A 20,206-nucleotide genomic window follows, 5' to 3' on the forward strand; every position below is an offset into this window, starting at 1 on the left:
AGTCGATGAATCGTACGGTGCTCTGGTCTGGAAACGGCGTGCTGGTGATCGGCATCGCCGCCGTGCTGCCGCGCGCCGAAGCCCGCTTGCGCATCCGCGCCGCCGTGCGCGAGGCGCTAGCCCAGTGGCTGAAGCTGGACATCGATGCGATTTCGGTGGTGTCGACGCCTGGCCAGGCCCCGCGCCTGCTGCTGGCCGGTCGCGCGGCGGGTTTGTCATTGACCCATGACGAGGGCATCTCGCTGGCCGCCGTCCATCTGCACGGCCCTGTCGGCCTTGACGTGATGCGGGTGCAGGCGATTGCCGACGGGTTCAATCTGGCGCGCGATTACCTGGGGCCGCAGGTGACGCAGGAGCTGGCTTCGTTGCCCGATGCTCAACGCCCATTGGCCCTGGCGCAAGCGTGGACGGCGCGCGAGGCGGCGCTCAAGTGCGCGGGCTTGCCGCTGGCGGAATGGGACGGGGCCGCGCCAGCTTGCCGCCTGCAGGCTTTGAGCGTGGCGGCTCCGTATGTGGCGACCCTGGCATACTAGTCTTCCTTGCCCTCGGCCGCCCCGCCGATCTGGACGAAAATCAGTTTTACGATAATACTGACGAGCAGTCCCAGCACCCCGATCAATTCCAGCATGGCCATTCCTTTGCAGTGACAGCAGACCAGGCCACTGTAACGCGAACCCCGGGGCCAGGCTAATATCAAATCAGGCAGTCTCCGATCTCGAAAAGGCATACGATTGATTTCCATCAGACAGTTCCGCTATTTTGTCGAAGTCGTCGATGCGGGCAGCTACTCGCGCGCGGCGGAAAAATTATATATCGCGCAATCGGCGCTGAGCCGGCAGATCAAGGAGCTGGAGGGCGAGGTGCAGGCGCTGCTGCTGACGCGCGACGCGCGCCATATCGAACTGACGCCTGCGGGACAGGTCTTTTATGAGCGGGCCAAACGCATCCTCGAAGATATCGACGAAACCGTGCGCCAGACGCGCCACGTGGGGCAAGGCGCGCAAGGCATCATCCGCCTGCTGCATTCGAGTTCCGTCACCCTCACACCCGCCATCGGCGCCGTACTGAACCGCCTGCTGGCGCAGTTCCCCGGCGTTTCGCTGGATATCTCCAAGGGATCGTCGGAAAACCAGGCGGCAGACATCGAGGAAGGCCGCGCCGACCTGGGCCTCGTGCGCCTGCCCACCTTGCGCAAGCATGCCAACATCGTCGTACGCGAACTTTACGCGGAAAAGCTGGTGGTGGCCGTGTCAGCGATGTCGCCATTGGCCGCGCTGGAACGCACGACGATCGCCGCCCTGCGCGACGAAGCCTTCGTCTCGATCCCGCACAAGGACCGGGGAGGCCTCAGCTACCTGGTGGCGGGCCTGTGCCTGGCGCAGGGATTCTTCCCGAAGGCGGCGCGCGCCCTGTCGCGCAAGACTTCACAGCTGAACCTGATCGAAGCGAACATGGGCATCGCCATCGTCCCGGACAGCATGCGCCTGGTGGCGCCGCCCGGCGTGCGTTTTATTCCCCTGCCGGACGAGGAATCGCATTCCGTCGTGGGATTGATCTCGCCGCGCGCCGCTGGCGGCATGGTGGCCGCGTTCACGGAAGCATTCGTGCACGAGATGGCCAAGCTGCCGGCCGATTAGCCTTCCGCATACAGCGCCGCATCCGCGTCGCGCACGGCCGCCATCAGCAAGGCCAGCTTCATGACGTCGAGCTGGCCATCCGTGCGCACGCGCGAGCACAGGTCGATGCCGTAGGGGCGCACCTGGCGCAGCGCCTCCATCACGTTGGTGGCGTCCAGCCCGCCGGCCAGGAAGACGGGACGGGGGCTGGCGCGCACGAAGCGCGCGCTGACAGACCAGTCGTGCGTGCGGCCCGTGCCGCCCAGTTCAGGCACGGCAGCGCCGGGACGGCCGGAGTCGAGCAAAAACGCATGGACGTGGGGCGCATAGGCGGGGATCAGCGCCAAAGCCTCGGGCCCCTCCACGTGGATCACCTGCACGCGCCGCACGTGCGGCAGCAAGCGCGCCAGCTCGGCCACCTCGCCCGGGTCGATATGCCCGACGATCTGCACGGTGGACGGCTGCGTGGCGCGCACATGTTCTGCGATGGCTGGCGCCGTCGTCTCGGACGTCAGCAGGAACGTGGCCACGGGCGGCGGCGTCCAGGCGGCGATTTGCGCGATGCGCGCATCGGGAATCGGGCCAGGGCCGGACGGCATGGCCGCCACTAGGCCCAGCGCGTCGGCGCCGGCGGCAATGGCCAGTTGCGCTTCGTCGATGGAAGCGATACAGCAAATCTTGATGCGGGTTCTCATGGCCTGGCGTGTTCAATCGGGATGATCAACATTACAACACAGGGCGACGCGCGCGCCAAGATACGCGGTCAAGCCCGCGCGCGATTGTGTGCCAGAATGGGGCCTGCCCACTTCCCGAGGAATCCATGGCCGACTACAAGAACCCCAGCTACGTAGCCCGCTCCATGCACCCGCGTTTCGATGAACTGACGTCACCGGGCGACGCCGTGCCGTATTCGGGCATCTACCGCTGCGACGGCTGCGCGCACGAAATCGTCTCCACGGAAGGCCACGTCATGCCGCCGCAAAACCACCATCAGCACAACAGCGAGCAGGGTCCGATCCGCTGGCGCCTGATCGTCAGCCCGCGCTGATTGACAGGCGCCAGGTGGCGGACGATACTTGATTTATCCGGGATCGCCATTGGAAGCCGCGTATGCGCATCGTCGACTTTGAAATCCGCAAGGAGTGTCCGCCGCAGTTGTGCGACTGCGAACGCGAGCGCCTGCTCGACGATCCGCAGGCAGACGTTTCCATCCTGCGCCTGAACCTGACGGAAGAAAAGCGCCTGCTCGCGCATATCGAGGGCATCGCCACCCATGCGCAGTTGCGGAAGCTGCAGCAGCGCTTGCGCGACAACCTGGGCGTGGAATTGCAGATTACGCCGGGCAGCGGCGAAGTGCGCACCGTGCGCGGTTTCCAGATCCGTCTGCTGGAGCGGCCCGGCCTGTGCCGCAAGACGCGCGCCGCCATTCCGGCCGCCGTACGCCGCTGCCTGGCCGCGCATCCCGAAATCGCGTTTGCAATCCTGAATGAAAACGACTTGCTGGGTGGTGTCTAGACGCCGGCGCGGATGGGAATGACCCTGCCCTTCGCTTCGCGCGCCCGCAACTGTCCGCAGCCGCCCTCCACGTCCTGCCCGGCCGAATCGCGCAATTTGGTCAGTACGCCGCGCGCGTGCAGGGCGGCGGCGATCGCCCGTGCCTTTTCCCAGCTGGGGCGCCGGAACGGCAAGTCGGCTATGGTGTTATACGGGATCATGTTCAGCACCGCATATTTCCCCTTCAAGAGTTCAACGATGCCGTCCATCTCGTCTTCGCCATCGTTGACGCCTTCCATCAAGGTCCACTGGTACTGCACCGGGTAGCCCGTCAGGCGCGCATACGATTCGCCGAAGTCCACCAGTTCCTGCGGGGTGAGCCTGGGCGCGCGCGGCAGCAGCTGTTCGCGCAGCGCAGGCTTGGTGGTATGCAGGGACAGGGCCAGCGCCGGCTTGACGCGACCTTGCGGCAAGCGCTCGAAGGCGCGCGGGTCGCCCACGGTGGAAAACACGAGGTTCTTGTGGCCGATATTGCCCTCGGTGCCCAGCAGGTCGATCGCTTCCATCACGTTGTTCAGGTTATGCGCCGGTTCGCCCATGCCCATGAAGACGACTTTTTTCACGGGGCGCAAGGTGCGCGCCAGTACCACTTGGGCGACAATTTCTCCACTGGTCACTTGCCGGATCAAGCCGTCGCGGCCCGTCATGCAGAACTGGCAGCCGACGGCGCAACCGACCTGGCTGGACACGCACAAGCCGTCGCGCGGCAGCAGCACGCTCTCCACCGTCTGGCCATCGTGCAGCCCCACCAGCAGGCGCGCGGAACCGTCAGCGCCCGGGTGGGTGCTGAGCAATTTCAGCATGCCCTGCAATTCCAGGTCGAGCGCGGGCAAGGCCTCGCGCACGGGCAGCGGCAAAAAATCCTCGGCGCGGCGCCGGCCCTGGTCATGCGGCTGCGCCTGTATCCAGTCGCGCAGCACGCGCTGTTCGTGCAGGGGCTTGGCGCCCAGGGCGCGCAGGCGCTGGCGGAGATGATCGATTTGCATGGATTCTGAATAAAAAACGGCGCGCCGGCAGGAATGCGAGGCGCGCCGCGAATGGCAAGGAAAAGGCTTAGACCTTTTTCACGAACTCGGTTTTCAGGCTCATGGAACCGAAGCCGTCGATCTTGCAATCGATATCGTGGTCGCTGTCGACCAGGCGGATGTTCTTGACCTTGGTGCCCATCTTGACGACACCGCCGCCGCCCTTCAATTTCAAGTCCTTGATGACGCTGACCGTGTCGCCGTCCTGCAGGATATTGCCGGCCGAATCGCGGTACACCTTGGCGCCCTCTTCCGCCGCTTCTGCAGCCGTGGCCGACCATTCATGCGCGCATTCAGGGCAGATCAACTGGCTGCCGTCTTCATACGTGAATTCGGATTGGCATTGCGGGCATGGTGGTAATGTGCTCATTTTCTTCTCTGTCTGGTGAACAGCGCGTGCTGTAAAAGCCGACATTATACTGCCTACGCCCCGCATCAGCTTGCTTTTTTCGCCATCATTATCAATGGCGGCGAATAATCTCGATGGTGCTGTGGACAATTTCTTCGTGGATGCCGATGCGCGCGCGCAGTTCGGCCGCCGTCAGGCTGGCGTCGCGGCTGACGACGGACAGGGCGCATGAATACAGCTGCTTGCCGACCCTCCACACGTGCAGGTCGACGACGCGCGGCGTGTCGCCTGCGCTTTCCACTTCCACGGCTTCGCGGATTTCATCCACCACGGGATGGTCCATCTCGCGGTCCAGCAAGACCTTGCCCGTCTCCTGCATCAGCTTTTTCGCCCACAGGGCCACCAGCACGGCGCCCGCGATGCCCATCACGGGATCGAGCCAGCGCCAGCCGTAAGCCCACGCGCCGGCCAGCGCAAGGATGGCCAGCACGGACGTGGCGGCGTCGGCCAGCACGTGGATGTACGCGGCCTTCATGTTCAAGTCTTCGCCGTGGCCATGCTGCTCATGGTGACCGTGATGGTCATGATGCCCGTGCTCGTGGCCATGGTCGTGGTGCCCGCCGAGGATCAGCGCGCACACGAGATTGACAGCCAGGCCGAAGGCCGCCACCGCCATCGCCTGCGGATAGTGGATGGGCTGCGGCGAGAACAGACGCTCGACGGAAGCGGCCACCATCAGCACGGCCACGCCCAGCAGCAGGATGGCGCTCGTGTAGCCGGCCAGCACTTCGATCTTCCACGTGCCGAAGGCAAAGCGCGGGTCGCGCGCATAGCGGCGCGCGGCCGCATACGCAAACGCGGCCAGGCCGATGGCCAGCGCGTGCGAACTCATATGCCAGCCGTCGGCCAGCAGGGCCATGGAGTTGTACCACCAGCCGGCGACGATTTCCAGCACCATGGTGGCCAGGGTGATCCACATGACGATGCGCGCGCGGCGTTCCGCCTTGTCGCTGGCTGCGCCAAACACGTGTTCATGCTGCCAGGCGGACAGGTCTTCCTTGATGGATGGCGTTTGCATGACGTGCTCCTTATTTGAGGTAGGTGCGCAGGATGCCCGCGATGTCGTCGGCGCCCCTGGCCCGCTCGTCGCCGGAGATATCGGGACTGGCCACGTGCTCGCGCAGGTGTTCTTCGATAACTTCGGCCATCAGGCCATTCACGGCGCCGCGCACGGCCGCGATCAACTGCAGCACTTCGCCGCAGTCGCGCCCCTCTTCCAAGCCCCGCTCCAGGCCTTCCACCTGTCCCTTGATGCGTTTGATCCTGTTCAACAGCTTGGTTTTGTTGTGCGCCGTGTGTCCCATGGTTCCACTCCGATAAATACTATAGGGGGGTATACTATCAGAAAGCGCGCCGCATGCGTCAAGGCGTTAAAAAAGCCGCGCATCCTCGCGGATGGGCGGCTCATTCAGGCAGGAACAGGCGCTATGGCGCCGGGGCGATCTTGCGCAGCTTGCTGGCCAGCGAGGCGTCGGATAATTCGCCCAGGTGCGTATCGACCAGTCGCCCCTGCGCATCATAAAACAAGGTGGTGGGCAGGGCCGAGGAGCCGGCCGCCTTGCCCAGCGCCGCCTCGCTGTCGAGCAGCACATTGCGCAGGGTCACGCCGCTCCTGTCCAGGAAAGCGCTGGCCGCCGCCGCATCCTCGCGCTGGTTCGCATACACGAAGACGATATCGGCGCGCGCCTGCTGCGCGGCAGCCAGCACCGGCATCTCGCGCCGGCACGGCGGGCACCAGCTGGCCCACAGATTGACCACCAGCGGCTTGCCGCCGGCCAGCGCCGCCAGGGTCACCGGCGCGCCATCGAGCGCCTGCAGCGCCACGGCCGGCAAGGCCGCCGGCTTGTCGTAGGCCAGCGAGATCCCCGCGCTCAGCACGCCCCATGCCAGCGCGCCCGACGCCACGCTGATGGCGAGAGGGCGGCGCATGGCCGCCATGGCGGGACGCCGGCAGCGCCACGCGGCGATGGCCAGCGCGGCGGCGATGCCGGCCGGCGCCATGAAGCCGCCATCGCGGATATTGAGGATGGACCAGGGTGCCGCCAAGGGGGAGCTGAAATACTGTTCGTGCCAGCGCAAGACGAATGCCAGCCGCGCCGCCAGCAGGCCGGCGATCAGCATGTCGGAAACGAGGGGGCCGGCGTCCGGCAGTTGGCGATAGCGCCGTAGCGACCACGCCGCGCCGTAGGCGACGCACAGGGAAACGATCAGCAGGACCAGGCCCGTAGGCAGGGCCAGGGGGCCGATTTGCAGGGACAGCATGGGCGCTCTCTATAACGTCGAATGAACGGCCATTCTGCCCGATACGGATTAAGCGGGCGTTAAGAAGCGGCCAGCGCTTCCTTGCGCACGAAATGCATGGCTTGCGGCTGGTCCACCAGCACGCACTGCTTGCCCGTACGCTTGCAGTGGTCGTGCACGCGCCAGTAGGCGTCGTGGCTGACGCAGCCCGTCTGGCAAATCACCAGGTCGGCCGCCACCAGGCCCGCTTCCAGCGCCGCCGCATCGTCGGCGCCATCGTCGCCGCCGGCATGGTGCAGGAAGCGCCCGCCAGCCTGCTCGATGGCTTGCTGCGCCACGTTGGCGCCACCCGCGTCCTGGCCAAGCTCCAAGCTTGAATAGTTGCTCACATATAGCACGGCTTTTTCGCGCACATCGGCCTGCAAGGCGGGCAAAGGTACGACGGAAGGCGCGGGCAGCCACTGCAGGCGCAGCAATTCGCGCATCAGGTCCTGCACCCGTTCGCCGAGCCACTCGACCCGGCGGGCCAGCCGGGCGCGCGTCGGCAAGCCCGGCACGCTGGCCGCCAGTTCGACCAGTTCATCGCGCGCCAGCGCCAGCCGGGTATCGCGGATCACGACCTGCGCCCGCGCGCGCATCAATTCCGCCTCCAGCTGCGCGATGCGGGCCGCCTGCGCAGCCAGTTGCGCACTGCAGCGCGCCTGCGCGCGGCCATATTCCCCCATCAGCACGCGATGCTCGTGCGCGATCATGTCTTCGTTGCCATACACACTGCCCATCATGCCCTCCTTCACCGACCGTGGCGCCATGGCGCCAACCCATCGCACCCCCATGGATTCGAATTATAAATGAGAATCATTATTATTTGTCTATGCGCGTGCGCGCAGTAGGGGTATGCGGCGGCCGCCAGCGTCACGCAGCCGGCGGGCAAGACAGCAGGCGCTGCCAAACATCGTCCTGCACCTGCCGCACATGCCGCAGGCCGTCGGTGCCACGATAGATCCCCAGCGTATTCGGCCACGCCACATCGATGAACAGCAGCCGCGCTGGATCGATCAGCAGGGACTGGCCCACATAATTGCCCTTGATCTCGCCCTTGTTCACGATCAGCAGGCGCGCGCCACCGGCCAGCGCCCGCTCTTCCAGCGCCACGCCGCTGCGCTCGGCCACATCGCGCAGCCAGCGTTCGCGCCAGCGCGCCTGCTCCCCGAACTGCCCCGTTGGCGGCCGGTCCAGCTTGACGACGGCTGCCACGGGACCGTCAATGCCCGCCTGCAGCGAAAAGCCCATGCGTTCCTGCAGTTCGACCGTGTAAGCCTCGCCCTTGACGTCGATCTGGTAGCGCCCCGTCCCGTCCTGTACCCGCAGCTCGGCCTGGTGATAGGCGGGTTGGACGCAACTGGCGTACTGATGGACGAGCACATCGAGAAACGGTGGTTCGACGGGCGATGCCGCCGCCATGGCGGGCGACAGGCTGGCACACAGCACGGCGGCAGCCGCGCATTTCATTGTATTCACTCTTGCTCCGGTTCACGTGGGATGGCTGCCGAAAAACAGGCACGGCACGCCATATTATTGCTTTTAAGTAATATTTCGCAGTATTTTTTGCAATGGTGGAATTGGCAAGATCCGCACTCTAGCAGAAGGGGCAAAAACGGCCCGCACGGCCCGCGCACGACCCGGCCTGCCGCACGATTCAATTGAATCGCGCTTGTTAAATCACTATTTCTAAGGTGTAATCTTATAAGCAAGTCATTGAATTAATTGCAAGTACGCTCATTTCTCCACACGGAGTTCCAATCAATGTCCGAACCGGTCCAAGCAAGCGCGTCGCCGTCACCTGCTACGTCACCCGTCGCCAACGGCTTCAGCCAGGCCACGCGCCTGCTGAAGCTGAGCACGCCCCTGGGCCCGGACAAGCTGCTGGCCGAATGCGTGCGCGGCGAGGAAGGCCTGGGACTGGGCTATGTCTTCAACATCGCCGCCCTGTCGCTCGACGCAGCCATTCCCCTCAAGTCGCTGATCGGCCAGCCCATCCTGCTGGAATTGCGCACGGCCGCCGGCACCGAGGACTGGCGCCCGTTCCACGGCCACATCACCGCCGTCGAACTGGCGGGCGCAAACGGCGGCTTTGCCCGCTACAACCTGACCATGCAGCCGTGGACGGCCTTCCTGGCGCACGGCCGCGACAGCCGCGTCTTCCAGGACCTGGCGGTACCGGACATCCTCGAAGTCGTCTTCGCCCGCTACCAGGGCCAGGGCATGCTGGCGCCCGCCTGGCGCTTCGACCTGCTCGACCGCGCGGCCTATCCGAAACGCAGCATCTGCAGCCAGTACCAGGAAAGCGACTGGGCCTTTGCGGAACGGCTGATGAGCGAGGAAGGGCTGTTTTATTATGCGGAACACACGGGCGATGCGGGCAGCGCCAGCCTGGGCAGCCATACCCTCGTCATCGCCGACCACAACGGCAGCTTCAAGCCCAACGCCCAGGCCAGCATCGCCTACAGCCAGCCAGGCGCCGTCATGCCGCAAGACACGATGGACCGCTGGCGCATGCAGCTGCGCCAGCAAACCAACGGCATCGAACTGTCGAGCTGGGATTACCGCGCGCTGGGCCAGCGCCCCATCAGCGCCGCTGGCGCCAGGGACGGGACGATGGCGCTGGTCAGCCGCGACGCGCCCGGCGCCTATGCCTACCCGTCGCGCGAGCACGGACAACGGCTCGCCGAGCGCCAGTTGCAGGCGCTGACGGCGGCCAGGGAAGTGTTTATCGGCGCCGGCACCGTGCGCACCCTGGCGCCCGGCACCACCTTCACCCTGAGCGGCCAGGCGCAAACGGACGCGGCGGGCGATGGCGACGCAGCGACCTTCCTCGTCACCCGCACGGTGCACTTGATGCATAACAACCTCGATGCGGAGCTGGGCGGCGGACTGCTGCAGCGCTTCGGCCAGGGCTTGCTCGACGCGCTGATCGGCGACGAAGCGGCCGGCAGCCTGCATGCCGTCGGCGACACCATCGGCGAACGCCCGCCCTACCGCAACCGCATCGACGCCATCCGCAGCAAGATCCCCTACCGCAGCAGCTATGCCGATGACCACGGCCAGCTGCTGCATCCGCGCCCCAGCATCATGGGCCAGCAAACCGCCATCGTCGTCGGCCCGGCCGGCGTCCAGCTACATACGGACCGCGACCACCGCATCAAGGTGCAATTCCACTGGCAGCGGGGGACGCAAAGCCATAGCCGGCTGGCGCATCCGGCCGCCGACGGCCACACGGGCGCCCCCGGCGACGATAGCGCCGGCACCTGGGTCAGGGTCGCCACGCCGCTGGCCCCCGTCGCCGGCGCCAACTGGGGCAGCAACGCCCTGCCCCGCGTGGGCCAGGAAGTGCTCGTCGATTTCCTGGAAGGCAATATCGACCGCCCCGTCGTCATCGGCACGCTGTACAACGGCCGCGGCCAGGCCGACGCGCAAAACAACCAGGTCAGCCAGGGCACGGGCGCGGCGACGGGCAACGCGCCGGCCTGGTTTCCCGGCCAGGCCGGCGCCCATGCCCACCCGGCGGCCTTGTCCGGCATCAAGACGCAAGCCATGCAAGCCAGCCAGGGCGGCGGCGGCGCCTACAGCCAGCTGGTATTCGACGACAGCCCGGGCCAGGGCCGTGTCGCCTTGCAGCGCCACGCCGGCCCTCACCAGGGCACGGCCGAACTGAACCTGGGCCATTTGCGCCACCAGAGCGACAACCAGCGGCTGGCGCCGTCCGGCTTTGGCGCCGAGCTGAAAACAGAACACAGCGCTGCCCTGCGCGCGGGAGCGGGCATGCTGCTGTCGGCGCATGGCCGCGATGCCGGCGGCAGCCAGATGGATGCGCAGGAAGCGCTGGAACAGCTCAGGCAAAGCTTGCAACTGCAGACCTCGCTGGCCGAGCAGGCGCAAAAACATTTCGCGCTCGAAATGCCCAGCCCGGCCACAGCCGGTGCGGCCGCGCCAGCTTCCGCTGCCACGCAGGACCAGGCGGAGACGCCTGCGCCAGCCGCCCAGCTCCCCGCCCTCGCCCAGATGCAGCACAGCATCGATGTCCTGGGCGCGACGGCCGAGGGCGCCGCCGCTGCGGGCCAGGGCCAGCAGGCGGCGGGCGGCGAAGGCCAGGCCAGTGCGTATGGCGACCCGCAGCTGCAATTATCCAGTCCGTCCGGCATCGCCGCCACCACGCCGGCCAACGCCGTGCTGGTCGCCGGCGGCAATGGCAGTCTGGCGGCGGGCGCGGATCTCAACTTTGCCGCGCAGGGCAACAGCCTGTACGCGCTGGGCAAGGGCATCAGCCTGTTCACCTATGGCAAGACCAGCAGCAAGGATAAGCCCAACCAGGAAACCGGCATCCGCCTGCATGCGGCCAGCGGCAAGGTCAGCAGCCAAAGCCAGTCCGATGCGACACGGCTGACGGCCGACAAGGCCATCACTGTCAGCAGCACCGCCAAGAGCGTCACGGCGGCGGCCAAGCAGCACATCCTGATGACGGCCCAGGGCGCGTACATCCGCCTCGAAGGCGGCAACATCATGCTGCATGGACCGGGCAAGATCGATTTCAACGCCAGCATGAAGGAATTGGCGGGGCCGGCGAGCAGCCAGCCCACCTTGCCGGCGATGCCGAATGCGGCCGACCTGGGCCGGGCAGTCGAACTGAACCTGCATTATGGCGATCTCGAACCTGTCATTAACTCCCCCTACAAAATCACGTTCGCCAATGGTACTTCACTCAGTGGATTGCTCAACGACAAGGGCCATGCCCGCCTCGAAAACATTCCTCCCGGCGCATATCACATTGAATATGGCGAGGACCAGCGCGACTGGGTAGCGCCGCCATTGGTAGCGGAACCCCGTCTGCGGCAAGCGAGGCAGCAGCTGAAACAGGCTTCCGCATTGCTGGAAGCGGCCAGGAAAAGCAGTAAACCGGATCCCCAACCATGAGCCAGAACTTTGTCGATGAGATTGTAGAGTTTTTCAAGGACCTGATCCTGGGCGACTTCGAGGATGACCAGGGCAAGGCCGCCATGATCGTCGGCGGCGCCATTTCCCTGATCCCCGTGGTTGACCAGGTGATGGATGTGCGCGATGTCTCGGGCATGATCTACCGGGTCGGCAGGAAAGGCGTGTCGCGCGCGACCCGCGATGACTGGGTCGACATGGCGCTGGCGGCGTTCGGCTGCATTCCGGAAGTCGGCAGCCTCTTCAAGACCATCATCAAGCCTTTGCGCAAGTACCGCAAGGAGGTTGGCGCGGCGGCCGCTGGCGGCAATGTCATGATCGAAGCCATGCTGGGCAAGAGCAAGGGCGCCGCGATCAAATTCCTGAAAACCTTCCAGTGGGCGCAAAACACCCAGCTGGCAATCAGCACGGCCATGAGCGCGCTGGACAACTGCGTGCAATTGCTCGGCTACCTGTCGACCAGCCATTGGTGGCTGCCGTCGGACTTGCAGCATTTGGCACGCGACATGAAGCCGCAAGTCGAAGCGGTGCGCGGCCCCCTCAAGGCCGGCATTGCGCAAGGCGCCAAGGCGTTGCAGGACTTGATCGAGGACATGCTGGGCGAAGACGCGTTATGGGCGGCAAAAAAAATCGCCGTCGCCGCCGGCACCGGCGCCAATACGGCAGCCAGGCACAATCACAAGCCCGGCAACACACATCCGCACAGCGCCAACGCCCAGTTCAAGTCGCCCACGATCAGCACCGATAAAAAAACCAAGGGCGTGGATGCCAAAGCAAAAACCAAAGAACGGGACTCGCCGGGCAAGGGCAAGGAACACAAACCCGTGGACGACTCGCACCGCCAGAGCAGCGACGGCGGCACCGCACCGGTGAAGAATACGTCGCGGCCGATTCGCGAATTGCTGTCCAAAGTGCCATTCGGGCCAAAGGGACTCATCGGCGAGCATATGGCAGATTATTATCATATGGAACACGTGCTTAAAAAAGCCACCGCCTGGCCGCACGGTAACGTCAATGGAAAATGGCGCTTTGACTACCCGCGCGTTGTCGGTCCCGATAACGCACACAAACGCCCGACAGAGCTTGTACCCGAAGACTTAAAAAAAATGCTACAAAATGGTGTGGATACCATCTGGCAGACAAATAGCGACACTTTCCATTTCATCGAAGCAAAATTCAGTAGCAGTGCCTACACACTGTTCCAGCGGCTGCAAAAGGAAGTGGAACGTGGCAATATCCCACGCCCCCCGGCATCCCTCAACGACAGAGAGCTGATGTTATGGACTTTGCTCGGTGAACGTATAAAGGGCACGCAGATGGGGAAAAAATGGCTTACCAACAGCACCAAAAACGGTGCCATGCAATCCGTTGAAAATTTAAAAAATCGCTGGACATATCTAATACTGGGAAGCACCGCACTCTCTAATCCGTTCGTGACGGCGGCACACCCGCATGGCAAGCTCAAGTTAGCAGCAGCACCTGGAGTTGTCGACCATCTTGCAGCGACATTGGAATTACTCGCGTCAGGTGATCATTACAATATAAAAATACATGACAAACACAAAGAAACTCATGGCATAAGCGACACATTCAACTATATGGAAATTGATCGCATAGACAAAGGACGTAGAAGCCTCGAAAAAGCAACGTCTAAAAAACCAGTCGATCAACAAGAACAGCAAGAGAACAAGAATAAATCAAGCAAAGCAGTTTCAGGAAAGAGAAAGCGGAGAAAATAACAATGAAGAACCCAGAATTCCATGAACGCCGTCGCCAACAATTCCTTTATGAGGAGCTTTACACTAAAACTCGAGAAAATCAACTTTCACTAATTAAAGGTCAACTTGCCAACAAAAAAGTGGCCGAATCAACACAAAGTCAAACTGTCATTTACCAGTTTTTGTATTTGGAAGCGCTATGGATCTGGATACTCGACTATACGGCAGGTGAGCCGATCGATGCACTGGCGCCGCGCATTGCAGGCATCGTGGATAAATTTGAAGAATGGAATGAAGTCGATCAACTTTATCAACAGGAAGCGGCGCTTGACTTTCCAGAATACGGGCCATACGAATACGAGGGAGCGCCACAGTTTTCCATCCTTTCCGATTATGAAGACACGCTTCAACTACTCAGCATCGCCATCCTGCTACGCGATCAGCGTTCGGTGCGACGCATCATCCACGTACTGCGTAGCCACCGTGGCCACGATGGGCTGTTCGAGCAATTAATTGGCGCATATGTCGAGGACAGTCAAGACCTCGACACCTGCATTATCAGCAAACCCTACGACACCCTGTTGCAAGTATTCTATGAGGAAGATGAGAAAGCTAGCTTAGTCCTGCTGCAAAAATACCTGAAACAGTGGTACCCAGCTATGAGAAATCATCCGCGCTGGTACGATGAGCATCTCAACATCAACGAGGAAGGCTATGCCGCCTATTACGGCTACTGGGCATTCGAAGCAGGGGCGACCGTCTTTATACTCGACCTGGACGACAGCCAGATCGACCATCTGGTCTACCCCAAAGACCTGGTCGATTATGCACGACAGTTATGGGAAGTAGGCCGCTTTACCAGTCAGGAAACAGAACCACTGATGCGCAAGGGACGCGTCGAGGGCGGCCAGCCCTGCCCTCAAACTGGCTTCTGGGAAACCCCAGCAAAATTACACAGCCGCAGCCACTTCGCGCAAGGCCAAATAATGCCTGTTTTTGACGATGCGGCATACGGTGAAACCATCTGGTATTGGAGTGAAGAACAATAGCCAAATTCCATCTCGCACAGCCAGCGACTGGCCCAGCGCAGGAGGCTTTGGAATTGCACGCCTACGCCGCCGAGGCCTGCCCGCAGACCGGACAGTGGCAAGCGCTGGACATTCCGCCGCAAACCCGGCGATTTGAACAAGGCGAGATCATGCGCAATCTGGATTGCGCCTATGGCTTGACGGTGTGGCGCTTCCTGAACGCATAAAAAACAGCGACGGTACTGATGTTCGAAACCATCGAGCTGATGCTCGACTGAAAAAGGCAATCATGCATTGCGGTTTCAGCATGCGCGTACCTTCTTTGACACGAATACAATTTACCCAAGAAAAAAGCAAGTAGCCATGGAAGATTTACCCTTTCATCACCGACGCAGACAGCAATTTCTCCATGAAGAACTTTACAATAGAACACGGGAAAATCAACTTCTTCTCATTGAAGTAGGAAATGATAATGAAAATGTAGCCAATACAACGCAAAGTGCAAATTCGATTTATCAGTTCTTGCATCTTGAACTATTTTGGCTCTGGATGTTGGACTACACCGCAGGCGTCCCCATCCATGAACTTGCCCCGCGCCTTGTCGCCATTATCGACGCATTTGAAAAATGGAATGATGTATATCAATTGCTTCAACAGGATGCCGCACTTGAATTTCCAGAATTTGGCCCCTACGAATATGTAGGCGCCCCGCAATTTTCCAATCTTTTTGAATACGAAAATACCCTTCAATTAATTAGCATTGCCATTTTACTGCGCGACCAGCAATCGGTCATGCGCATCATTAATGTGCTACGTAGTCACCGTGGTCAAGATGGATTATTCGAACAATTAATTGGAGGATATGTCGAAGAAGAAATAAATCTAGACAGTTGCATTCTTGAAAAACCCTATGACACGCTGCTGCAGGTATTTTATGAAGAAGACGAAAGTGCGACGCTCAATCTTGTGAAAAAGTATTTGAAATTATGGTACCCAGCCATGAAGGATCATCCACGCTGGTATGACGAACACTTGCATATCAACGAGGAAGGTTATTCCGGTTATTATGGTTACTGGGCATTCGAAGCAGGCGCAACAGTCTATCTACTCGATCTCGATGACAGCGGTATCAATCACCTGGTCTATCCAAAAGACCTTGTAGACTACGGGCGAAAATTACGCGAAGAAAACCGTTACACCAGCTTGTATACGAAACAGCAGCACAATGTCCGCCGTGTTGAAGGGGGAAATCCGTGTCCCCAAAGTGGTTTCTGGGAAACCTCAGCAAGGTTACACAGCCGCAGCCACTTCGCGCAAGGCCAGGTGATGCCTGTTTTTGACGATGCGGCATACGGCGAAACAATCTGGCATTGGAGTGAAGGACAATAGTCAATATTTCATCTCACACTGCCAAGTATGTTAGGCATTTACGTTGAAAGTAATGTCCGACAACATCTTGCAGAAATCTGCACTAAACAAAAAAATGGTACTTCACCATGAAAAATAACGTCTTTCACGAACGGCGTCGGCAACAATTTCTTTATGAAGAACTTTATAAAAAAACACGGACAAATCAACTTTCCTTGATTCGGGGAGGAGGAGAAAACAAAAAGGATGCATATTCGATAGGCGAAAGCTCCTCCGTTCATCATTTCCTGTATCTGGAATTACTCTGGATATGGATGCTTGACTACACGGCTGGCATAGCCCTCGATCAACTGGCGCCTCGAATCGCCGATATCGTGGACAAATTTGAAGAGTGGAACGAAGTGGATCAAAAATATCAACAGGAGTGTGCACTGAAGCTGCCTGAATATGGTCCATATAAATATTCGGGGGCGCCCGATTTCGCGACACTTTCCGACTACGAAGACACGCTACAACTGCTGAGCATTGCCATCTTGCTACGCGATCAGCATTCGGTCCAACGCATCATCCACGTACTACGTAGCCATCGCGGTCAAGATGGCCTGTTCGAGCAATTGATCAGTGCTTATGCCGACAACGTCGTCGAGCGCGATACCTGCGTGCTTGGCGCCCCTTATGACACCTTGCTAGGTGTCTTTTATGAAGAAGATGAGACGGCCACACTTAGCTTGCTCAAGCAATATTTACAACAGTGGTATCCGGCAATGAAGGATCATCCACGCTGGCATGACGAGCACCTTAGGATCAGCGAAGAGGGCTATGCCGGCTATTATGGCTATTGGGCATTTGAAGCCGGAGCGGCGGTCTTTATTCTCGATCTGGACGACAGCGCTATCGATCATCTGGTCTACCCTAAAGACTTGGTCAATTATGGCCGCAAGTTACGCGCGGAACACCGTTACACAAGCATGGATACTGACTTAATAAATAAGGCCGGTCGTGTTGAGGGTGGTCACCCCTGCCCCCAAACTGGCTTCTGGGAAGCCCCAACAAGGTTACACAGCCTTAGCCACTTCGCGCAAGGCCAAGCGATGCCTGTTTTTGACGATGCGGCATACGGTGAAACCATCTGGCATTGGAGTGAAGAACAATAGCCAAATTCCATCTCGCACAGTCAGCGGCTGGTCCAGTGCAGGGGCCTTTGGAATTGCGCGCTGAAGCCGGCTAGGTCTGCCCGCAGGCCGGCCAGTGGCAAGCGCTGGACGTTCCTCCGTCAACCCGGCGATTTGAACAGGGCGAGATCATGAGCAATCTGGATTCTGCCTATGGCTTGACGGTGTGGCGTTTTATGAAGGCGTAAAGAAACAATGCAGTGAGAGGAGAAAAGATGAGCACAACGGAACGTTTTTTTACTGCCGAAGATGTAGAGGGAATGGTTGCTGACCTCAAAGAATGGCCAAACATGTCCTGTGACGATGGTAATCAAGATCTGGGGGTGTCTCCTTTCATAACATTTTACTTCTTGTATGATACTAAACGCCATCTTGACATATCCAATCTCATGATTGATATCCATGAAGAATTTTATAAAATCACAGGAAATCCATATATTATCGCAACGCATCCGAGTTCTGAGAGACCGCACCCTTACGGATCGAAACGTTTACCTGATCTGCGTGAGTTTGCAAGAAAAACAAAAAAAGAAGACTATTTCATTTTCAATTTTACCGATCAGAAAAAACATAACTCGTCGCCTTCCACTGCTGGATATTTCTGGAAAATGCGGGATCATATGAACGATAATTCAGAACCGTCAAACAGGGATTACTCATTCATTCAATTCTACTATCGCTGGTCATGGTGGAAGGATAACAAGAATGCATGGCGGCGGTTTGTTCTGGAAACCATGGAAAAACTAAAACCTGATCAGGTTTATAGCGGCTTTTCGATGGCCAATCCGATTGCTTTCGGCACCCGCTCGGCAGTGACCGTGTGGGAACGCTCTCTGGCACCTCGATTTTTTGGTTTGGACATTGATTATCCTTTTTCCATGAGCGGCTCGCTGGCAGACGGCATTCGCCCGCCAACCTGGGGCTTCCTGCTGTCGGATATGTGGCGCGAAAAATTGGATCTCAGCCGCGACCAGATAAAACTCAGCCTGCAACATCCGCACATCCGGATCGACGAGCTCGGCGCAGGCCTATGGATCGAACTGGGCGAGGAACCGGCCCTCTACCCGGTGGAGGACGGCGTGCCGGAATTGCCGGCGCTGCTCAACAAACTGCTCAAGCCGATCCGCAACGACCACATGGCGCTGCTGGGCTTTGGCCAATGGGACGGCGACCCTAACGAACGCTTCAATGACGCCGACTCGCTACGCTGGATGCGGCGCTTCGACGCCGACAGCGACTGGCCCAGCGCCGAGTTGCGCCAGCGAGCAGCAAAAACGACGGATAAACAATGATGGCCGCCCCGTTCGACATGCGGCGCCGGCAGAAATTTCTCTACGAAGATCTTTATCATAAAACGCGGGAAAATCTGCTCGCATTAATTGCAGTCCGACTTGCAAATAAAAAAATAGTGGAATCACCGCTGGAAAACTCTGTGGTACATCAGTTTCTGTATTTGGAAGCGTTCTGGATCTGGATGCTGGATTACACAGCGGGTGAACCGATCGATGCACTGGCGCCGCGTATCGCCGGCATCGTGGATAAGTTTGAAGAGTGGAATGAGGTCGATCAATTCTGTCAACAGGAAGCGGCGCTTGAGTTTCCGGATTATGGGCCGTACGAATACAAGGGAGCACCAGACTTTTCCACGCTTGCACATTATGAGAACACGCTACAACTACTCAGTATTGCACTATTACTGCGCGATCAACATTCGGTCTTGCGCATCATCCATGTGTTACGCAGCCACCGTGGCCAGGATGGATTATTTGAGCAATTGATTGGCGCATATGTCGAGGATAAGCAAGATATTGATTCGTGTATTCTCGAAAAGCCCTATGGTACTTTGCTTCAGGTTTTCTATGAAAATAATGAGAGAGAGATACTCAAACTGGTCCAGAAATACCTGAAACAGTGGTATCCAGCCATGAAAGATCATTCCCGCTGGCACGACGGGCATCTGAGAATCAGGGACGAGGGGTACGCTCCCTATTATGGTTACTGGGCCTTTGAAGCCGGTGCGACCGTCTTTATGCTCGACTTGGACGACAGCCAGATCGACCATCTCGTTTACCCCAAGGACCTGGTCGATTATGCGCGCCAGCTACGGAAAGAAGGCCGCCACACCAGCCTGGAGATGAAACCATCAGCCGAACAAGAACCCGGCGAATAGAATGAAAAATCCACCATTCGATGATCGCCGCCGCCAGCAATTCATTTACCAGGAACTGTATGAAAAAACCCTGGAAAATTCGCTTACCCTGATACAAGTCCAACAGAAGAATAAGGAATCGGCTGAATCTGCGGCAGATCTCAGTCTGGCTTACAATTTTCTGTATCTTGAAAATTTCTGGATTTGGCTACTCGATTACACTGCGGGCATGCCCATGGAGGACCTCGCACCACGCCTATCTGGCATCGTGGACAAGTTTGCGGAGTGGAATGAAGTCGATCAAATTCATCAGAAGGAAATATTATCGAAACATCCTGAATATGGCCCATATAGATATCGGGCAGCACCAAATTTTGGCGACCTTGGCGATTATGAAGATACTCTGCAATTACTGAGTATCGCCATATTATTGCGTGACCAGCGTTCGGTCAGTCGCATCATACGCATACTTAGCAGCCACCGTGGACAGGATGGCTTGTTCGAGGAACTGATTAGCGCCTATGTGGAGGATGCGATCATGATCGACACTTGCTTACTGGGCAAACCGTACGATGTCTTGCTGCAGACAGTGTATGAAGATGATGAAAATTCGGCACGAAATTTACTCAAGAAATATTTGAAACAATGGTACCCGGCGATGAAGGACCATCCACGCTGGTACAACGGCCATCTCAGAATCAGCGATGAAGGCTACGCCCCATATTATGGTTATTGGGCATTTGAAGCAGCTGCAATGGTTTTTGTTTTTGACCTTGATGACAGCGACATAGACCATTTGGTCTATCCCAAAGACCTCGTTGACTATGCGCGACAGTTATCGAAAGAAGCTCGCTATACCAGCATAGAGAGGAACGAGGCAAGCGATGGCGGGCATGTCGAAGGCAAACAGCCCTGCCGTGACACGGATTTTCGGGAGTAA

The 20,206-nt window shown here is 59.2% G+C and carries 21 protein-coding genes; 13 read left to right on the forward strand and 8 right to left on the reverse strand.

Going from position 1 to position 20,206, the window contains the following annotated elements:
• The first annotated feature begins 17 nt into the window (after positions 1-17).
• Positions 18-533 carry a 4'-phosphopantetheinyl transferase family protein gene (locus CLU94_RS03520; RefSeq protein WP_180278581.1) on the forward strand — a complete coding sequence of 172 codons (516 nt, stop codon included), beginning with the start codon at positions 18-20 and terminating at the stop codon, positions 531-533.
• A gap of 198 nt (positions 534-731) precedes the next feature.
• Entirely contained in the window at positions 732-1,637 is a 906-nt protein-coding gene (locus CLU94_RS03525) for a LysR family transcriptional regulator (RefSeq protein ID WP_099664631.1), read from the forward strand.
• Here the strand turns inward: CLU94_RS03525 and CLU94_RS03530 are convergent.
• Positions 1,634-2,311: a phosphoribosylanthranilate isomerase gene (locus CLU94_RS03530; RefSeq protein ID WP_099664632.1), complete on the reverse strand. Its 678-nt coding sequence runs from the start codon at positions 2,309-2,311 to the stop codon at positions 1,634-1,636. The two genes, CLU94_RS03525 and CLU94_RS03530, sit on opposite strands and share 4 nt — an antisense overlap.
• A 125-nt stretch (positions 2,312-2,436) precedes the next feature.
• On the opposite strand from CLU94_RS03530, the gene CLU94_RS03535 reads away from it, so the two are divergent.
• Together CLU94_RS03535 and CLU94_RS03540 are read left to right on the forward strand one after the other, a co-directional pair.
• Positions 2,437-2,664, forward strand: coding sequence for a protein L (locus tag CLU94_RS03535; protein WP_099664633.1), 228 nt, complete (start codon positions 2,437-2,439; stop codon positions 2,662-2,664).
• Between the two features lie 62 nt (positions 2,665-2,726).
• Complete coding sequence (locus tag CLU94_RS03540) at positions 2,727-3,131, forward strand: hypothetical protein (protein ID WP_099664634.1); 405 nt, start codon at positions 2,727-2,729, stop codon at positions 3,129-3,131.
• Here the strand turns inward: CLU94_RS03540 and CLU94_RS03545 are convergent.
• The 7 genes from CLU94_RS03545 to CLU94_RS03575 form a co-directional block, all read right to left on the reverse strand.
• A complete protein-coding gene (locus CLU94_RS03545) occupies positions 3,128-4,156 on the reverse strand; it encodes an RNA methyltransferase (RefSeq protein ID WP_099664635.1) in 1,029 nt (342 codons plus the stop codon). The two genes, CLU94_RS03540 and CLU94_RS03545, sit on opposite strands and share 4 nt — an antisense overlap.
• Before the next feature lie 67 nt (positions 4,157-4,223).
• Positions 4,224-4,565, reverse strand: coding sequence for a zinc ribbon domain-containing protein YjdM (locus CLU94_RS03550; protein WP_077402365.1), 342 nt, complete (start codon positions 4,563-4,565; stop codon positions 4,224-4,226).
• 91 nt (positions 4,566-4,656) lie between these two features.
• A complete protein-coding gene (dmeF, locus tag CLU94_RS03555) occupies positions 4,657-5,622 on the reverse strand; it encodes a CDF family Co(II)/Ni(II) efflux transporter DmeF (RefSeq protein ID WP_099664636.1) in 966 nt (321 codons plus the stop codon).
• A 10-nt stretch (positions 5,623-5,632) separates the two neighbouring features.
• Positions 5,633-5,908 (reverse strand): metal/formaldehyde-sensitive transcriptional repressor, encoded by a 276-nt coding sequence (locus CLU94_RS03560; RefSeq protein ID WP_099664637.1) that lies wholly within the window; start codon positions 5,906-5,908, stop codon positions 5,633-5,635.
• Positions 5,909-6,029: 121 nt separating this feature from the next.
• The gene (locus CLU94_RS03565) at positions 6,030-6,866 is read right to left on the reverse strand and encodes a TlpA disulfide reductase family protein (RefSeq protein WP_099664638.1); all 837 of its coding nucleotides are present in this window, start codon (positions 6,864-6,866) and stop codon (positions 6,030-6,032) included.
• Positions 6,867-6,925: 59 nt separating this feature from the next.
• A complete protein-coding gene (locus tag CLU94_RS03570) occupies positions 6,926-7,624 on the reverse strand; it encodes a DUF2325 domain-containing protein (protein ID WP_373610639.1) in 699 nt (232 codons plus the stop codon).
• 133 nt (positions 7,625-7,757) lie between these two features.
• Positions 7,758-8,363: a hypothetical protein gene (locus CLU94_RS03575; protein ID WP_143451335.1), complete on the reverse strand. Its 606-nt coding sequence runs from the start codon at positions 8,361-8,363 to the stop codon at positions 7,758-7,760.
• Positions 8,364-8,648: 285 nt separating this feature from the next.
• On the opposite strand from CLU94_RS03575, the gene CLU94_RS03580 reads away from it, so the two are divergent.
• The 9 genes from CLU94_RS03580 (at position 8,649) to CLU94_RS03615 (ending at position 20,206) form a co-directional block, all read left to right on the forward strand.
• Complete coding sequence (locus CLU94_RS03580) at positions 8,649-11,813, forward strand: type VI secretion system Vgr family protein (RefSeq protein WP_099664640.1); 3,165 nt, start codon at positions 8,649-8,651, stop codon at positions 11,811-11,813.
• Entirely contained in the window at positions 11,810-13,570 is a 1,761-nt protein-coding gene (locus tag CLU94_RS03585; protein WP_099664641.1) for a hypothetical protein, read from the forward strand. Before CLU94_RS03580 ends, CLU94_RS03585 begins: the two co-directional genes overlap by 4 nt.
• A gap of 2 nt (positions 13,571-13,572) precedes the next feature.
• Positions 13,573-14,598 (forward strand): PoNe immunity protein domain-containing protein, encoded by a 1,026-nt coding sequence (locus tag CLU94_RS03590; RefSeq protein ID WP_099664642.1) that lies wholly within the window; start codon positions 13,573-13,575, stop codon positions 14,596-14,598.
• A 47-nt stretch (positions 14,599-14,645) separates the two neighbouring features.
• On the forward strand, positions 14,646-14,804 hold the full coding sequence (locus CLU94_RS28310; RefSeq protein WP_180278582.1) for a hypothetical protein: 159 nt from the start codon (positions 14,646-14,648) through the stop codon (positions 14,802-14,804).
• Between the two features lie 136 nt (positions 14,805-14,940).
• Positions 14,941-15,966 carry a PoNe immunity protein domain-containing protein gene (locus CLU94_RS03595; RefSeq protein WP_099664643.1) on the forward strand — a complete coding sequence of 342 codons (1,026 nt, stop codon included), beginning with the start codon at positions 14,941-14,943 and terminating at the stop codon, positions 15,964-15,966.
• Between the two features lie 107 nt (positions 15,967-16,073).
• The gene (locus tag CLU94_RS03600) at positions 16,074-17,099 is read left to right on the forward strand and encodes a PoNe immunity protein domain-containing protein (protein WP_099664644.1); all 1,026 of its coding nucleotides are present in this window, start codon (positions 16,074-16,076) and stop codon (positions 17,097-17,099) included.
• A 233-nt stretch (positions 17,100-17,332) separates the two neighbouring features.
• Positions 17,333-18,409, forward strand: coding sequence for a type VI immunity family protein (locus tag CLU94_RS28315; RefSeq protein ID WP_180278583.1), 1,077 nt, complete (start codon positions 17,333-17,335; stop codon positions 18,407-18,409).
• Positions 18,406-19,287: a PoNe immunity protein domain-containing protein gene (locus tag CLU94_RS03610; RefSeq protein ID WP_099664646.1), complete on the forward strand. Its 882-nt coding sequence runs from the start codon at positions 18,406-18,408 to the stop codon at positions 19,285-19,287. Before CLU94_RS28315 ends, CLU94_RS03610 begins: the two co-directional genes overlap by 4 nt.
• Position 19,288: 1 nt before the next feature.
• Positions 19,289-20,206, forward strand: a complete 918-nt coding sequence (locus tag CLU94_RS03615) for a PoNe immunity protein domain-containing protein (RefSeq protein WP_099664647.1) — start codon at positions 19,289-19,291, stop codon at positions 20,204-20,206.

Source organism: Janthinobacterium sp. 13, from assembly GCF_002749695.1.
GTDB classification, from domain to species: Bacteria; Pseudomonadota; Gammaproteobacteria; order Burkholderiales; family Burkholderiaceae_D; genus Janthinobacterium; species Janthinobacterium kumbetense.

Coding starts and splice junctions, on each gene's coding strand:
- CLU94_RS03530 (WP_099664632.1), bottom strand. CDS start 2,311: ATGAGAACCCGCATCAAGATTTGCTGTATCGCTTCCATCGACGAAGCG.
- CLU94_RS03535 (WP_099664633.1), top strand. CDS start 2,437: ATGGCCGACTACAAGAACCCCAGCTACGTAGCCCGCTCCATGCACCCG.
- CLU94_RS03540 (WP_099664634.1), top strand. CDS start 2,727: ATGCGCATCGTCGACTTTGAAATCCGCAAGGAGTGTCCGCCGCAGTTG.
- CLU94_RS03545 (WP_099664635.1), bottom strand. CDS start 4,156: ATGCAAATCGATCATCTCCGCCAGCGCCTGCGCGCCCTGGGCGCCAAG.
- CLU94_RS03550 (WP_077402365.1), bottom strand. CDS start 4,565: ATGAGCACATTACCACCATGCCCGCAATGCCAATCCGAATTCACGTAT.
- dmeF (WP_099664636.1), bottom strand. CDS start 5,622: ATGCAAACGCCATCCATCAAGGAAGACCTGTCCGCCTGGCAGCATGAA.
- CLU94_RS03560 (WP_099664637.1), bottom strand. CDS start 5,908: ATGGGACACACGGCGCACAACAAAACCAAGCTGTTGAACAGGATCAAA.
- CLU94_RS03565 (WP_099664638.1), bottom strand. CDS start 6,866: ATGCTGTCCCTGCAAATCGGCCCCCTGGCCCTGCCTACGGGCCTGGTC.
- CLU94_RS03570 (WP_373610639.1), bottom strand. CDS start 7,624: ATGGGCAGTGTGTATGGCAACGAAGACATGATCGCGCACGAGCATCGC.
- CLU94_RS03580 (WP_099664640.1), top strand. CDS start 8,649: ATGTCCGAACCGGTCCAAGCAAGCGCGTCGCCGTCACCTGCTACGTCA.
- CLU94_RS03585 (WP_099664641.1), top strand. CDS start 11,810: ATGAGCCAGAACTTTGTCGATGAGATTGTAGAGTTTTTCAAGGACCTG.
- CLU94_RS03590 (WP_099664642.1), top strand. CDS start 13,573: ATGAAGAACCCAGAATTCCATGAACGCCGTCGCCAACAATTCCTTTAT.
- CLU94_RS03595 (WP_099664643.1), top strand. CDS start 14,941: ATGGAAGATTTACCCTTTCATCACCGACGCAGACAGCAATTTCTCCAT.
- CLU94_RS03600 (WP_099664644.1), top strand. CDS start 16,074: ATGAAAAATAACGTCTTTCACGAACGGCGTCGGCAACAATTTCTTTAT.
- CLU94_RS28315 (WP_180278583.1), top strand. CDS start 17,333: ATGAGCACAACGGAACGTTTTTTTACTGCCGAAGATGTAGAGGGAATG.
- CLU94_RS03610 (WP_099664646.1), top strand. CDS start 18,406: ATGATGGCCGCCCCGTTCGACATGCGGCGCCGGCAGAAATTTCTCTAC.
- CLU94_RS03615 (WP_099664647.1), top strand. CDS start 19,289: ATGAAAAATCCACCATTCGATGATCGCCGCCGCCAGCAATTCATTTAC.